The 14,964-nt window shown below is 44.5% G+C and carries 14 protein-coding genes; 2 read left to right on the top strand and 12 right to left on the bottom strand.

All coding sequences use genetic code 11. From position 1 onward, the window contains the following. Nucleotides 1–137: 137 nt before the first annotated feature. Nucleotides 138–1,631, bottom strand: a complete 1,494-nt coding sequence (gene asp1, locus FD27_RS04290) for an accessory Sec system glycosyltransferase Asp1 (RefSeq protein ID WP_057750051.1) — start codon at nt 1,629–1,631, stop codon at nt 138–140. Further along, entirely contained in the window at nt 1,631–3,175 is a 1,545-nt protein-coding gene (locus tag FD27_RS04285) for a glycosyltransferase (RefSeq protein WP_057750048.1), read from the bottom strand. The genes asp1 and FD27_RS04285 overlap by 1 nt, the downstream gene beginning before the upstream one ends. A gap of 141 nt (nt 3,176–3,316) precedes the next feature. Between FD27_RS04285 and FD27_RS04280 the strand changes: the two genes are divergently transcribed. Then, nucleotides 3,317–3,724 carry a hypothetical protein gene (locus tag FD27_RS04280; RefSeq protein ID WP_057750044.1) on the top strand — a complete coding sequence of 136 codons (408 nt, stop codon included), beginning with the start codon at nt 3,317–3,319 and terminating at the stop codon, nt 3,722–3,724. 42 nt (nt 3,725–3,766) lie between these two features. On the opposite strand, the gene pyrE is transcribed toward FD27_RS04280, so the two are convergent. The 5 genes from pyrE to FD27_RS04255 all read right to left on the bottom strand — a co-directional run bounded on the left by pyrE (nt 3,767) and on the right by FD27_RS04255 (nt 8,427). Then, entirely contained in the window at nt 3,767–4,408 is a 642-nt protein-coding gene (pyrE, locus tag FD27_RS04275) for an orotate phosphoribosyltransferase (protein ID WP_057750031.1), read from the bottom strand. Further along, nucleotides 4,408–5,139 carry an orotidine-5'-phosphate decarboxylase gene (gene pyrF / locus FD27_RS04270; RefSeq protein ID WP_057750028.1) on the bottom strand — a complete coding sequence of 244 codons (732 nt, stop codon included), beginning with the start codon at nt 5,137–5,139 and terminating at the stop codon, nt 4,408–4,410. Before pyrF ends, pyrE begins: the two co-directional genes overlap by 1 nt. A 99-nt stretch (nt 5,140–5,238) precedes the next feature. Continuing rightward, nucleotides 5,239–5,778, bottom strand: a complete 540-nt coding sequence (gene pyrR, locus FD27_RS04265; RefSeq protein WP_057750025.1) for a bifunctional pyr operon transcriptional regulator/uracil phosphoribosyltransferase PyrR — start codon at nt 5,776–5,778, stop codon at nt 5,239–5,241. A gap of 171 nt (nt 5,779–5,949) precedes the next feature. After that, complete coding sequence (locus FD27_RS04260; RefSeq protein ID WP_057750022.1) at nt 5,950–6,750, bottom strand: immunoglobulin-like domain-containing protein; 801 nt, start codon at nt 6,748–6,750, stop codon at nt 5,950–5,952. 387 nt (nt 6,751–7,137) lie between these two features. Then, on the bottom strand, nt 7,138–8,427 hold the full coding sequence (locus FD27_RS04255) for an adenylosuccinate synthase (protein WP_057750018.1): 1,290 nt from the start codon (nt 8,425–8,427) through the stop codon (nt 7,138–7,140). 202 nt (nt 8,428–8,629) lie between these two features. On the opposite strand from FD27_RS04255, the gene FD27_RS04250 reads away from it, so the two are divergent. Beyond that, nucleotides 8,630–9,604, top strand: coding sequence for a GMP reductase (locus FD27_RS04250; protein ID WP_057750015.1), 975 nt, complete (start codon nt 8,630–8,632; stop codon nt 9,602–9,604). A 61-nt stretch (nt 9,605–9,665) separates the two neighbouring features. Here FD27_RS04250 and FD27_RS04245 read toward each other — a convergent pair whose 3' ends face one another. The 5 genes from FD27_RS04245 to FD27_RS04225 all read right to left on the bottom strand — a co-directional run bounded on the left by FD27_RS04245 (nt 9,666) and on the right by FD27_RS04225 (nt 14,956). After that, nucleotides 9,666–10,322 (bottom strand): nitroreductase, encoded by a 657-nt coding sequence (locus FD27_RS04245; protein WP_057750012.1) that lies wholly within the window; start codon nt 10,320–10,322, stop codon nt 9,666–9,668. 122 nt (nt 10,323–10,444) lie between these two features. Then, nucleotides 10,445–11,686, bottom strand: a complete 1,242-nt coding sequence (locus FD27_RS04240; protein WP_057750009.1) for an MFS transporter — start codon at nt 11,684–11,686, stop codon at nt 10,445–10,447. Between the two features lie 8 nt (nt 11,687–11,694). Continuing rightward, nucleotides 11,695–12,987 carry an alkaline phosphatase family protein gene (locus FD27_RS04235; protein ID WP_057750007.1) on the bottom strand — a complete coding sequence of 431 codons (1,293 nt, stop codon included), beginning with the start codon at nt 12,985–12,987 and terminating at the stop codon, nt 11,695–11,697. Next, on the bottom strand, nt 12,987–13,433 hold the full coding sequence (locus tag FD27_RS04230; RefSeq protein WP_057750004.1) for a hypothetical protein: 447 nt from the start codon (nt 13,431–13,433) through the stop codon (nt 12,987–12,989). The genes FD27_RS04235 and FD27_RS04230 overlap by 1 nt, the downstream gene beginning before the upstream one ends. Next, nucleotides 13,433–14,956 carry a Y-family DNA polymerase gene (locus FD27_RS04225; protein WP_057750001.1) on the bottom strand — a complete coding sequence of 508 codons (1,524 nt, stop codon included), beginning with the start codon at nt 14,954–14,956 and terminating at the stop codon, nt 13,433–13,435. The genes FD27_RS04230 and FD27_RS04225 overlap by 1 nt, the downstream gene beginning before the upstream one ends. Between the last annotated feature and the right edge of the window lie 8 nt (nt 14,957–14,964).

The following is a 14,964-nucleotide window of genomic DNA, read 5'->3' as shown; positions in this document are numbered from 1 at the left end:
ATGTAAAAAACTTAAAAAAGATTTTTAAAATATCTGGCATTGGTTTATGCTAAACCAATGCCAGATATTCCTATATTCAAGTATAAAAAGAGGTAAGTCCTTAATGCGACGCAAGGTCGTTATTAATTAATTTAATTTTATAAAGCTACCCACTGTTTCCAAGTATGTAAATTACTAATGTTATCAAGCGAATCGTACGCCCCAGTACTCAACTTTTGAAGTAACTGTGGGTTTTGTAATAAGTTGAGAATCGCCTTTTCCATCTTCTTAGCGTTATTCAGTGGAATTAACTCACCATTAACATCAGACTGAACCATTTCAGCTGGTCCATACAAGTAGTCATAAGTAACTACCGGAACACCGTGTGATAAAGCTTCTCCCATCGCTAATGGTTGACCGTCAATCCGGCTAGTATCGACGAACAGTTGTGCACTATTGTAAGCCTGCTCCAGGTTCGGTTGATAACCCGCAAAGGTAACTAGGCCACCCAACTGAGCGTCCTCTACCTGTTTCTCGTACCGCTTTACATCGTCAGGATTACCGTAACCATACAACGTCAAGTGCGTTGCTGGGTACTTTTTTTGAACCCGTCCAAAGATTTTAATTAGCTTGCTGATTTGCTTATCTTCACCCAGCCGACCAACGTAGATAAGTGATCCGCGTTGCCGAGCACTCATTGGCACCCGTTGTAAATTAGTCTTAACAGGGACCGCATTAATCGCAACGATTGGTTTATCTTCCCCGATGCGCTTCTTTAACATGTCCGCTTGCGCTTGAGTCATCGTAATGACCCCATCCCACTTATCAAGATCATTGATTAGTGGCCCTTGCAGCATGGCGTTCAATGGACCGGTCTTCAAATTATCACCGTCATTGACGTGGTTCATCGCAATCCACAAGTACTTTTTGGCCTTGGTTTGCATGTTTTGGACCGGTTGAATAGCAATCGCTGGCCGGTCAGCAATGAAGACATTATTTTCGCCATTCGCCCTATTCAGTTCATCAAGGAAAAACTGGAAAAGTTCTTCTTCACTATCAAAGTAATAGTCTTTTCCATTATAATTCTGCAAAACATTCAGCGAGTTAATTGGTGTATCCTGAACAGACTTAACATAATACCTTTCCATATAAATCGTCTTATCTGGACGATAATAACGTTCATAACTCATCCGCCCGTCCTGGCCAAAGAACTGGTCAACCGCTTTGAAGCCCCGCAAGTCAAATTGTTGCCGTAGGGTTAAGTTACCAGTAACGTCGAACCAATCGACATGGTTGACAAGGCCAACAGTACCACCAGTAAAGTAAACGATGCAGACTAGGCGGTCCCCATCCTTGACTTCTTGGTAGTTATTGCCGGTACCGACTTGGTATTCAATTGGTAAATTCAAGTCTGATACATGCAAAACATGTCCTTTATAATCAGTTGTTCCCGCAAAGAAATCGTACATGTTTACCAATTGATCATCGCTCAAGCCAAACCGACTCAAAGTGGCATGAATAATTGAATCGAAACTTTGAGTAACTAGCTTAGCTGGAACATTATGGTCCTTAAATAACTTCAGCCGCTTCATTTCCGCGTGTTCAATACTGGAGTTATTACTAAGTAAGTATTGGTTAACGAAAAAAAACATTATTGGGCGGCCTCCTTTATTTTCATATCATTGACTAGCTCATTCCACAGCTTCATTACATTTGCCTCTGAATAACGTTCACTATCCTGATATGCATTTTCACTAAATTGAGCAAGCTTCTGTTGATCCGTTAAAAGACTAATAATTGCTTCTGCTAGACCATCGATATCTCCATTTGTTGTTAATAGCCCGTCTTGACCATCAATCACAACATCGGCTGGCCCGTATTTAATATCATTCGCAACGATTGGTAATCCATGAGATTGAGCCTCGACTAAAGATAATGGAAGGCCTTCAGCACGGCTCGGTAAAATTAACAGTTGAGCATCATTGTAAACTGCATTGGGGTTGTTAGTATAACCATGGAAAGTAACAGAGTCTTCTAGCTTTTCATCTTTTACGATTTTTTGTAACGTTTTATCAAAGTTATCGTTTGCATATCCCCAAAAATCCAACTTGGCGTTTGGCACCTTTGCAAGAACTTGCGGCCAAGCTTTTAAAAGCTGATCTTGTTGTTTCTCTGGAGAAAGACGGGCAACCATAACTACCTGGTCCTTAGTCCGTTTTTTAAATGGAATGTGTTTGGCCATTAACACGGCCTTAGGAACAATTGGTCCTGGAATACGATAAATCTTTGTTCCATACTTAGCAAACCGGTCTTTAACATCAACTTGTTGTTGAGGGGTTAAAGTAATAATGCCATCCCAATCTTTGATATGATTTAATCCCCAAGCATAGTTGTAATTAAGGGGTGAGTGTAGCATATCATTGTTATTATTAACATGATCGTTATGCAATTGCATAGCACGAAAGACACGATGTTTCATATGCAGTACTGACCAGCCAACTTCATACGAGCGGTCTACAACCAGGCCGACAGGTTCATGATTTGTCAGTTGTGGATCAGTCACTAATTCATCATAGAAAAAGCGGGTAAGCTCATCAAAATTAGCAAATTGATAGTCATGACCGCGATAGTTCATCAAATGATAGGTATCAACAACTTTATTACGCTTGTTCTTCAAGTGAGTTAACTGGATAGCAATTGACCCATCAGGACGCAGGTAATTTTCAATTGCAATATTGCCATCCCAGTCATAAACCTGTTCGACTGAGATAAATCCCCGGTTATCATACCAAGACACTTTTAACAATTTGCCAAAATGATCAAAATATTGGACATTAATAATGTGTTTTTGACGGTCATTACGACGGCGTACATATAAAACTCGGTTGCCATTACGATAGTAATTATAATTAATACCATCAGATTTACGATCCCAGCTAGAATCAATGTTTAAATCCTTGATCGTCACATCATGCTGGGGGAAAAGCCGGACACCTTGAAAGTAGTCAAATAAATTGTCAAAGTCGTTATCCTTAATTCCCGCCTCTTCAGTTACCATATGGAGTTCATTGGAATACTGACGAGTAACAATTTTGGCAGATTCATGATACATTTCAAACAAGTGTAATCTTTTAATTTGGGCGTGTTCAATTCCTGATTTGTTGTGTTGGATATTATCATTCAGAAAGAATAGCATGAGCTGATCCCCTTTTTTAGTTTCACAAGATAAGTTTACCATATCTAATTACCTTAAGTTTATCAGTAACGAGCTTTAGTGGGGCTTTGAACAACTTTATGGTAAAATAATGAGTATTATCAAGAAAGAAGTGGAAGCGCTGTGCAAAACCCATTCGGCAATGGCAATGGCAATAACAACAATCAAAATCCCTTTGATTTGAACAACCTACCCCTACCGCCAAATTATGCCAAAATTGTAAACAATCAGGGACAAATGCGAATCGCCAAGGTGGGCTTTTCGTGGACGACACTATGGTTTGGCCCACTGCCAGCCTTATTCCGTGGCGACTACTACAACTTCATTTTAATGATCGTCTTGGATCTCGATTACGCGCTTGTTGTTCTGTTCTTTGGTTTAAACTCGCTAATGCAGTTCCCGTGGCCTTCAATTGTTTTCGGAGCCATTTACAACATGATGTTTTTCCGGCACTCATTTAATATCGGGTACCGGCCAGCTGATCAGCGTTCGCGCGAGTTATTAACACGGTCACGTTACTTGAAAAAATAATAAAAAATGAGATTGGCTAGAAAAAGTCAATCTCATTTTTTATTAGTTATTATGTTCTTGAGACCACAATGCTGGTGATTCCCGCCATTTTTTAAGTGACTCTAAGTGTTCGGCCGAAATCAGATGGTTCCGCATCGCGACGTTAATGAGGGTCGAGTAATTGGTAACCGAGTAATATTTCACACCAGCCGCCCCCATATTATTATCAGCAGCCGGTAATTCATAGGTGAAAACTGAAACAACGCCGAGAACCCGACCGCCAGCTTCCCGAACGGCTTTAACGGCTTTCAGAACGCTGCCGCCAGTGGAAATCAAGTCATCAATCACAACCACCCGTTGGCCGCGTTCAATAACCCCTTCAATTTGTTTGCCCTGGCCATGATCCTTTGGTTTGGATCGAACATAGATCATCGGCTTCTTCAGACTCTGGCCAACCCAGGCAGCATGCGGAATTCCTGCCGTCGCCGTGCCCGCGATGACTTCCACTGTCGGGAAATTATCACGAATCAAGGTTGCCATTCCCTGGTAAATGGCCTTCCGAACAGCAGGGTAAGAAATGGTTAACCGGTTATCGGTATAAATTGGGGCCTTCAACCCGCTCGCCCATGTGTAAGGATTTTCTGGACTTAAAGTCACAGCATGGATCTTTAATAAAGATTCAGCAACTACTTCTGAGGTGTTCATTATTGTTGTCCTCCTAAAAAGTCACGGCGAATTTGCTTATAAGCAGCCACTGGATCATTGCTTTGGGTAATTGGCCGACCAACGACGATCCCGTTAGATCCTAATTCCGCTGCTTGAATGGGGGTAACGACCCGCTTCTGGTCGTCATGATCATTCAAATCAAGCCGAATTCCCGGGGTAATGCATAAGAAGTCTGGATTCGTAACTTCCCGAATCGCTTTGATTTCCTTAGCAGAACAAATAACCCCGGCTAATCCGGATTCATCCGCTAACCGTGCATAGTTTTGCACTGATTCCATCACCGTTCCTGGAATGTGCTGTTCATTGTGCATAATGTTTTCATCAATTGAGGTCAATTGCGTAATTGCCAGCATTTTAGGAACCGCATTCCGTGCTTCTCGCGCACCTTGTTCCAGTCCCCGTAAACCGGCCTTCATCATTTCTGAACCACCAGCGGCGTGAACCGTGACGAATGAAACACCCAAGCGGCCTAATTGAGCCATGGCACGTTCTACAGTATTAGGAATATCATGTGACTTTAGGTCAAGGAAAACCTTAAATCCCCGTTCCTTAGCCTGCTTAATGATTCCCGGGCCAAAAGCGTAAAACAGTTCCATCCCGATCTTAACGATTGGCATATGATCTGTATCATTGGATAGCTTATCAAAGAGTTGAACAGCTTCCCGCTTGTCTTGCACATCAATTGCCACAATGGGTTCAAATCGTTCCATCATTATTCCTCCTAAAAAAGCACCAGTCCTGAGAAGGCTGGTGCTTTTCTGCTTTTAGTAACACCGTTGTGCCCTCTCTGGAGCAAATTAACAAGTTAACTATTCGTGATGTTCAATTGTAATATCTTCATGACCATCGTATTCTTCGACAGCGACGTGAACCGTTTCGTTCATGGCCGTTGGAATGTTCTTACCAACGAAGTCCGGCCGAATCGGCAATTCACGGTGTCCACGATCAACCAAGACCGCTAATGAGATCCGTTGTGGACGTCCCATATCCATCAAAGCGTCTAGCGCTGCCCGTACCGTTCGACCAGTGAAGAGGACATCATCAACTAAAATGACATGCTTGTCAGTAATATCAACATCTAATGAAGAAGTCTTCACAGTTGGTTCCTTGTGGTGGTCAGGAATGTGCCGATCATCACGATACAAGGTAATATCAAGGGCGCCAACTGGCACTTTCACGTTTTCCAATTGGTTTAGTCGCTTTGCTAACCGTTGTGCTAAGTAAACTCCTCGGGTCTTAATCCCAACGAAGACTAGATTTTCGACCCCTTTGTTTTGCTCAATAATTTCATAGGTAATTCGCGTCAATGCTCGTTGCATACTTGAACCATCAACGATTTCATGAGCCATTATTATCACTTCCTCAATCTCTTAATCAACAAAACCCCTTCCTACGGTGAGCGTAAAGAAGAGGTGTATTTACCAGCGTATCCTTCTTGATCTCACAGAATCAGATTAAAGGGTCATTTTATTTACATGTAATTTTAGCCGCCTCATACTGGCATGTCAACCAATTGCCGCTTAGTTGCTGCTGTTTTGGTACTTGTTCAGCCAACTTTGGACTTGTGAGGTAATGGAAGACCATAATTCGTCAAAGCCATCCTTGTTCTTCAAGTTGTTAACCGTGGAAGAAGCATTAGATGGATCCTGTTGAACTTGGTTAACTACCTGGTTGATATCCTGTAGCTTTTGTTGAGCACTATCAGAGTGCAACTGACTTTGAATTTGCTGGTTCTGATTAGAAATATCATTCAAGCGGTTTTGTAATTCTGCTTGGTCATGATCCTTTTCATATTGCTTAGCGGCTGCCCGTAATGCAGCAACCTGCCGAGCCAGCTTCTGGTTATCCGAACTAAGCTTATTGATACTACTGGAGTTGTCTGAAATTTGACTACTCTGTTGGGCATTGTTAGCTTCCTGGGCCTGGTTACGGTTATGTGCCGAGATTCCCCACCAAGCGAGTAAAATCACGATGATAATTGCTAAGGCAATCCATAAGCCGTAATGCTTCTTATTATTACTTGGCGCTGGCGCATTATTATTGTTGTTAATTATGGTTGTCCCCCGTTGAGCAACAACGTTTAACGTTAACCGGGCAGAAGCAGTTTGACCCATACTATCCATAACCGTAACTGCAACTGGATATTGCCCCATTTGGTTAACATTCACCTGGGTCGTATTGAAGGTCACCTTATCAGTAATATTGTTACCATTACTAGTTGCTTGAATGCCAAAACGGTTGACCAACTCTTGGTCCGTTAATGTTTGACCAAGTGGCCAGTCGACCGTTTGGCGTTGAATTGTTAATGTTGGATTTGCCATGATGTCTCCTCATCTTTTCTTGTGTGATTTGACTGAATTATATCATAAGCACGCGTAGTCAGATTTGCAGGATAACTTTTATGGATCAGAAAAGCGCCAACAATTGGGTTAATCCCAATCGTTGACGCTTTAGTTAAATTTTGCTTATGTTTTGGTTCTACTGCAGCTGTGTCGAAACATGAGCAGTAGCTGATTGGACATTCACACCGATAACTCGGTGTGACTATCCTAATCAGCCTTGCGGGGGCTCACAGACGAAAACAAGGTTTCTGGTTCGCTCCCTCGCTGGGAAGGACTAGTGGCTAACTACAGACAGACACTCGACGCGCTTCGCACGCCTAGCACTGTCTTAGGTTAGCCATACGTCCTTCTAACCCAGCTCACACTCTATAATTTCCAAGGATCCTTCACAATAATCGTCTGGATTCGGTCGGCACCAACCGAAACAGTTGCCAATGGAGTTTGTGATAATTCACTAACCCGCTTCAGGTAGTTTTGGGCATTGACTGGCAAGTCTTCAAACTTCTTAACACCAGTAATGTCTTCATCCCAACCAGGCATTTCTTCGTAAACTGGTTCACACCGGTCCAGTTCCTTCAAACTAGCTGGGTAGTAGTCGATTTCCTTACCATCAAGCTTGTAAGCCTTGCACAACTTAACAGTCTTCAAACCAGTCAAGACATCCAGTAGGTTCAAGCTCAATACGGAAATACCGGAAACCCGGCGTGCGTGTCGCATTGCAACGGTGTCAAACCAGCCAACCCGGCGAGGACGGCCAGTAACTGTCCCATATTCATGACCAGTTTCCCGAATTTGGTCACCAATTTCGTCAGTCAATTCAGTTGGGAATGGGCCGGCACCAACACGGGTGGAGTAAGCCTTGCAGATCCCGACAACGGTATTAATCTTGTTAGGACCAACACCAACACCAGTGCAGACACCACCGGCAATTGGGTTAGAAGCAGTAACGTATGGGTAAGTCCCTTGGTCAACATCCAGCATAACCCCTTGAGCACCTTCAAAGAGGACCTTCTTACCAGCATCCAAGGCATCGTTAACAACCCGAGAAGTATCAGTAACGTACTTCTTCAATTGTTGACCATATTCATAGTAAGGTTCAAAAATGTCATCAAACTTAATTGGGTCAACGTGGTAAAGCTTGGTGAATAATTCGTTCTTTTCCTTCAGGTTACGCTTGAGTTTAATTTCAAAGGTATCCTTTTCAAGCAGGTCACACATCCGGATACCAACCCGGGAAACCTTGTCCATGTAGGTAGGTCCAATCCCGTTCTTAGTGGTACCAACCTTGTGATCACCCTTGGCAGCTTCTTGGCACTTGTCCAATAAGATGTGGTAAGGGAAAGTAATGTGTGAACGTGAAGAAATCCGCAAACCAGAAAGGTCAATTCCATTGTCTTCCAGGTACTTCATTTCCTTCAGCATTGCTGGTGGATTAATAACAACCCCGTTACCAACAACAGCTAACTTGTTCTTACCAAAAATTCCGGATGGGATCAGCCGCAGAGCAAACTTCTTCCCATCAAAACTAATTGTGTGGCCGGCATTGTTACCACCTTGGGAACGAACGACAACGTCCGCTTCTTGACTAAGGTAATCAGTCATCTTACCTTTCCCTTCGTCGCCCCATTGACTACCGACAATCACAACTGATGACATTGTTCTTTCACCTCAAAATATATATTTGTAAAAGACGTTTTTACTATCTCATGTTACAGGAAAAGCGGTTCATCGTCAATAACTAAACGAACAATTTTTGATTCGTTTTTCAGAAATGTCCGCACTTTTTTGTTGACCGTCTTGCAATAAAAGTGCATAATAGCAAACGGAAAATTTGCATCACTCAAAGGAGCTTTTTGCCGTGAAAACATTTGACTACGATGATATCCAACTAGTACCGAACAAGTGCGTGATCAAGAGTCGGAAAGAGGCCGATACCAGTATTGAGTTTGGCCCGCACCGTTTTAAAATCCCCGTTGTACCAGCCAATATGGAAAGTGTCATTAATGAAGACCTAGCTGTATGGTTAGCGCAAAATGGCTACTACTATGTCATGCACCGATTTGAGCCTGCTACCCGGGCCGCGTTCGTTAAACATATGCATGATCGGGGACTATTTGCTTCTATTTCGGTGGGAATTAAAGATGATGAATATCAATTCATTGATCTGCTAAAATCCGAACAATTAGTACCAGAATACATTACGATCGATGTTGCCCATGGTCACTCAGATTACGTCATTAAGATGATCCAATACATCAAGAAACAGCTCCCCGAGAGTTTTGTCACGGCTGGTAACCTGGCCACCCCTGATGCCGTTCGGGAACTGGAAAATGCCGGCGCTGATGCCACCAAGATCGGTGTTGGTCCCGGTAAGGCCTGCATTACCAAATTGAAGACTGGTTTTGGCACCGGTGGTTGGCAACTATCCGCCCTCCGGTGGTGCTCGAAGGCGGCGCGGAAACCTCTGATCGCTGATGGTGGGATTCGCCACAATGGTGACATTGCCAAGTCAATCCGGTTTGGTGCTTCCATGGTTATGATTGGTTCCCTGCTAGCTGGTCACCTCGAGTCACCTGGCCACATCATTACGATTGATGGCAAGCGTTACAAGCAATACTGGGGCTCCGCTTCCGAAGTCCAGAAGGGTGCCTATCGGAATGTCGAAGGTAAACAAATGCTGGTCCCATTCCGGGGATCAATCAAGGATACTCTCCGTGAAATGCAGGAAGACTTGCAATCATCAATTTCATACGCTGGTGGCCGCGACCTGGAGTCTATCCGCAAGGTTGATTACGAGATCGTTAAGAATTCTATCATGGATGGCGACTATTAATAGTTTCAACTGAAAAGGTCCATAGTTATTAGACAGAGATGCTAATAACTATGGACCTGTTTTAATTACTAAAATGGAGTACTTCACTTAGCGGCTGGCGCTTCGAATGATATGTATTAATCTTGGCTGGCTTCTCATAACCGAGTGAAATACCGACAATAAAACGTTCATTTTGGGGTACGTTAAGAACTTTATGCAAAATATCCGGATAACGGACACTGTTGTAAGTTGGGATTGACCCTAAACCACGATCAGCCGCGGCTAACATTAATGTTTGCGCAAAAGCACCTGCATCAAAAATTGACCAATCAGGGCTGGCTTTAGGAATAGTAATGTAGAGAATCACTGGTGAACTATAAAGGGTATTGCTAGCCTTCGTCATTTGCTCATGTGCCTCATCAAAGTTAGTGAAATGGTGGACAATTTCATGTCGCCACTGTTTCATGTTTGATTGGGTCACCGAACTCCAGTCATCCCGTGACATTACCGCAAGATCAGGATGACCATGTTCACCCGCCTGATCTCGCTTCTGATATTCATTTTTAATCCTGGTTAGAGAATCACCCGTGGCACAATAAACCTGCCAAGGCTGGGAATTTACCCAAGACGGTGCTCGCTGAGCTAGTTGAACAATTTGTTTAATAATACCTTGGTCGACTGGCTGATCACTGAATTGGCGAACTGAATGGCGGCTCTTAATTGCTTCCGTAGTTTCCACGATAATCACTCCTCTTTAACTTACTAATTGTAAGTATAATTGATTGTTATTGGTCACTCAAGTGTTTTGTTGGCCAAGGCATTAAAGGGATTTAACGATTAACTTCGCTAAATCCCTTTTTACTATTCACTTAGCTTTGGCAAGTAAATAAAGATAATTAAACCAATCAAGAAAAGAACGCTTAATGAGGCCGCTCCAATCGTCGATTGTCCACTCACCTGGGTAACAATTCCGACCAGGAGCGGACCAATGATAGCTGAAAACTTACCTAAGATGTTGTAGAACCCAAAGAATTCACTACTGGAGTCCTTGGGAATCAGCCGGCCGAAGTAGGACCGACTTAACGCTTGAATACCACCCTGACTAGTCCCAATTAAGATGGCCAGGAGCCAAAAGTCGCGTAAAGAATGGAGCCAGTAAGCGTAAACACAAATAAACAGGTAAACGACAATCCCCACCAGGAGCATCGTCCGCGTGGATAATCGTTGCGCTAAGTATCCATACAGAATGGAGAATGGGAAAGCAATTAATTGCACCACTAGCAACACCATCATCAGAGTTGTAGTTTGGACGCCAATGTCTTTTCCAATCGAGGTGGCCATAGTAAAAATGGTATCAACCCCATCGATGTAGAAGAAGTAAGCCACCAGAAACCAGCTGGCCCGGCGATACTTATTAATGTGGCGAATGGTTTGGCTAATTCGTTTAAAGCTATCAATGATTGGCCGTTGCACCGCCGCCACGTGGTATTGCTGCCGACCATGGCGCAACAGGGGCCACCCAAAGATGATCCACCAAACAGCTGATAATAGGAAACTAAACTTGGCCACTTCCAAGTTCGATAAGCGATTGCCAAAGCCGTTGGTTAATTCGGCAACCAGGAAAATAATAAATGCTAGGACACCACCAAGGTAGCCCATCCCATAGCCAGTTGAAGATACCCGGTCCATCTGCCGATCATCCGCCACATCAATTAAAAAACTATCATAGAATAAGTTTCCACCAGAATAACCAATGATCGACAGGATATAGATAAATAGCAACCACTGCCAGGCCTGGGTTGGCACAAATGTCAGACCAATTGTCATAATAATTCCCGACCAGGTGAAGAAATTGAGCCACCGACTTTTGGCATTTGGATAATCAGCTAAGGCCCCTAAAAGTGGTGCCAAGATTGACACAATCAGGGTGCCGAAACTATTGGCATATCCCCAGTAAGCGGTCGAGTTAGCTGCAGTTACTCCTGCTTGGCCAGCAACTGCTTTAAAGTAGACTGGCAAGACAGCAGTGACGACTAAAATTCCGTAACCAGAATTAGCCCAGTCATAAAAAATCCATTGCCACTGTTGTTTTGAAAACTTCACAGAATCCCTCACTTCTTAAAAACGCCATCAATTGGCTGACCAGCTGTTGCTTCTGGATACTTCAGCCCCATTAAGTAGGCAAAGGTTGGTCCCTCATCCACTAGATTAGCGTGGGCCACCTCATTGCCCGCTTGAATTGCGGGACCCGCAAAGACCGCCGTTGTGTAATAGTTAGCCTGAGTTGGTCCGTAGCCATGGACACCATGGTAACGATCATGCGTACCTAACGATTCTGGATCAACCTGCTCAACGATTGCTGGCCGATTTACTTCATCCGTAAAATAGTAGCCTGGCTTGGCCTCAACCAGGAATGTACACTTTGGATCAGCGCCCAGTTTAATGGCTTCAGCGCCATCGTAAATGTGTTCGACACCTTCAACACCAGCGATGAGCTGTTTCAGTTGGCCTAAATTAACATTGCCCCGGGTATATACATACGTTTCACCATCACAAGTCTTAGCTGTTACTTGCCAATTGTTCCGGTAGGTCGTCTTACCAGCAAGCGGTGTTAGCCAACCATAACGAGCAAACAGCATATTTAAGTGGATCATCTTGTCAACATTAATCTGGTAGTGGTCGCCTAAAATAACAAAGTTGGTATCATCATAGGTTCCCGCTTCCTTCGTTGCCCGGATGATCCGTGCTACCCGCCCATCCAGTCGCTGCAGGGCCTGCTTGGCTTGGGCAGACCGCACACCATAACGATGACGCATGCTGTCCATGTCGACCAGGTGAATCAAGGCTAGGTCGGGAAACTTGTTCTTAAGCGTATCAACCGCACAGGCTGTCACAAAGTCGTCCAACCATGGTTGTTTAATTCCGTGCCGTAACTTTCCGTAGCGGTGGTTCATCTGGATCAAGAACCACGGTGAACTCGCCTTTAATGACACTGCCACTTGGTTAGTCCAAATCCGGTTAGGGAAGATTTCGGCAAGATTATAGTCAATTTGACTGCCAGCTGTGACGGGCCAGAGAAATGCGGCCGTCGTCATCCCCGCCGCCTTCGCTACATCATACAGTGGGGTTGCTTTAATATCACGTCGGTACCAGTACCAGTCTGGCGACAAGCGCCGGGGTTGTAACTTCGTATTGTTCACAATGCCGTGTACGACGGGATACTGGCCAGTAATAATCGACGTGTGTGATGGGTAAGTCAGAGTTGGGAAGATCCCCCGGACACGCTTGACCCATGTTCCATGTTGAATAAGCCGGTTAACATTGGGTACTAAATCACGTAATTCATTCAAATCACGAAATCCGAGTGAGTCCAAAGAAATGACAACTAATTTATGTTGTTTCATCAGTGTTCATCTGCTTTCTGAATTTTGTTCCGTCGAATAGATTCGACATTGGCAATCGCAATAGACGGGTGCTCTGCGAAGAAGACGCGACCACGTTCCCATTTCAGATTAGTAATCCGGTCCTGAAATTCTTCGTAGTAACCACTATGATCATTAAAGTAATGGATTACGACAGGAAGCTGAGTCTTCTGGGCATAAACCAGCTGCTGCCGAACCTGCGCTTCCGCTTTGGCTGACAGGTATTTTTTATGGGCATAAATCTCGGCCGTATCCCGAATTAATGAATTGAAGCCCGTCAAGGCCGCAAATGGTGAAAATTGGCCAGCGCGGTCCTCCTGACTCATTGGCAAATGCGCCTTCGACCGATGAGCAGGGAGGTCCATAATATCGTCATACCGCGAAGTATCCGAAAATAGCTGGCGTTCAATAATTTCCTTTTCGTCCATTATGCACGGTGCCCCCCAATCTGGTCATTTCGTTCCTTGGTGTTGGAACCCTTCTTTAGATCCCCGAGGCGCAAAACAACGTTCTTATTACCGGTGACCTTTTGCAGACGCAGAATGGTATCGGACAACTTTTTGTCACGTTGCCGCTTGGCTTGAGCTGCTTTTTCCTGCTGAATTTCCTGGTGAGGATCCTCAAACAGGTTAGTTTGTTTAAAGCGGGTAAGGTGCGCCGCCTCATCTTCATCAATCATGTGAGTCACAATGAGGGTTACCCGCCTAATCAATAGTCGTGGATTAGCGCACTGGTCATATAACGCATGGTAAACCTGGCGGAGCTCTGAACTAGATGATGTCAGGCTTTCCAATTGAACATTGGCATGATCGGACTTAGGAGTTGAACGACCATAGAAGTCTTTGGCGATCGCTCCCTGGTAGTCAGGGGCGTACTGGAGACTGGTGGGATCATAGTCAATGACTAAGCCAAAGTGACTGGAGACAACGTGCCGCTTAACCATTTGCAAAGCTACGGCCTCAACCATCCCCAGTACTGCCTGACGGCCTTCCGGGTACTTATCTGGCGTCATTAGGACCTGACTGGAATAAATACCGTGTTCGCTCGAATGATAGTTTTTAATGTCCGCAATCGTCGCTGTTTCACGACCCCAGGCATGGTCAATCAACAATTCCGCATTCTTGCCAAACTCACGATACAAGATTTCTTCGTTTTGGGGATCTGACAACTTACCTAGCGAACACCGGGCAATGTCACCCATGGTTTTCAAGCCGAGCTTGTCTAATCGCTTGGCGTACCCGCGGCCTATCCGCCAGAAATCAGTCAGTGGCTGGTGCGCCCACAGGTAACGACGATATTGGTGCTCATTCATCTGGGCAATCCGGACCTCGTCATTATCAGCCGGGATTCGCTTAGCAACAATGTCCATTGCGACCTTAGACAGGTATAAGTTTGTACCGATTCCCGCTGTTGCTGTAATGCCGGTTTCGGTTTGAATCTGCTGAATAATCTGTTTTGCAAGGGTATGGGCAGAGACATGATGGTCTGCCAGGTAATCCGTCACATCCATCATGACCTCATCAATCGAGTAAACGTGGATGTTTTCTGGTCGAATAAAACGCAGGTAAATGGCATATACTTCCGCGCTCTTTTCCATGTAAAAACGCATCCGTGGCTTAACGATCTTATAGCCGACGCGCAGATTTAGGGACTTCAATAGCTTCCGCCGGTAAATTGACTTGTACTTGGAAAGATGGTGGTGGCTAGCTTGTTGGGCCCGTTCCCGATTAACTTGGTCGACCCGGCGAGCCACTTCAAACAACCGGGGCCGTCCAGGTACACCAAACTTCTTCAACGCTGGCGATACCGCTAGACAAATTGTTTTATTGGACCGCGAATCATCTGCCACTACCAGATTGGCGTTCAGAGGGTCCAAATGATGAGCAACACATTCCACTGAAGCATAAAACGACTTCAGGTCAATTGACATATAGGTCCGTTCAGTTGGCATGTGGTCCT

The organism is Limosilactobacillus frumenti DSM 13145 (genome assembly GCF_001436045.1).
GTDB classification, from domain to species: domain Bacteria; phylum Bacillota; class Bacilli; order Lactobacillales; family Lactobacillaceae; genus Limosilactobacillus; species Limosilactobacillus frumenti.
The sequence above is the reverse complement of the archived record's forward strand: the minus strand, read 5'-3'. Positions and strand labels throughout refer to the sequence as shown.

Coding starts and splice junctions, on each gene's coding strand:
- pyrR (WP_057750025.1), bottom strand. CDS start 5,778: ATGGCTCATGAAATCGTTGATGGTTCAAGTATGCAACGAGCATTGACG.
- asp1 (WP_057750051.1), bottom strand. CDS start 1,631: ATGTTTTTTTTCGTTAACCAATACTTACTTAGTAATAACTCCAGTATT.
- pyrE (WP_057750031.1), bottom strand. CDS start 4,408: ATGAACACCTCAGAAGTAGTTGCTGAATCTTTATTAAAGATCCATGCT.
- FD27_RS04255 (WP_057750018.1), bottom strand. CDS start 8,427: ATGTCATCAGTTGTGATTGTCGGTAGTCAATGGGGCGACGAAGGGAAA.
- FD27_RS04235 (WP_057750007.1), bottom strand. CDS start 12,987: ATGAAACAACATAAATTAGTTGTCATTTCTTTGGACTCACTCGGATTT.
- FD27_RS04260 (WP_057750022.1), bottom strand. CDS start 6,750: ATGGCAAATCCAACATTAACAATTCAACGCCAAACGGTCGACTGGCCA.
- pyrF (WP_057750028.1), bottom strand. CDS start 5,139: ATGGAACGATTTGAACCCATTGTGGCAATTGATGTGCAAGACAAGCGG.
- FD27_RS04285 (WP_057750048.1), bottom strand. CDS start 3,175: ATGCTATTCTTTCTGAATGATAATATCCAACACAACAAATCAGGAATT.
- FD27_RS04230 (WP_057750004.1), bottom strand. CDS start 13,433: ATGGACGAAAAGGAAATTATTGAACGCCAGCTATTTTCGGATACTTCG.
- FD27_RS04225 (WP_057750001.1), bottom strand. CDS start 14,956: ATGCCAACTGAACGGACCTATATGTCAATTGACCTGAAGTCGTTTTAT.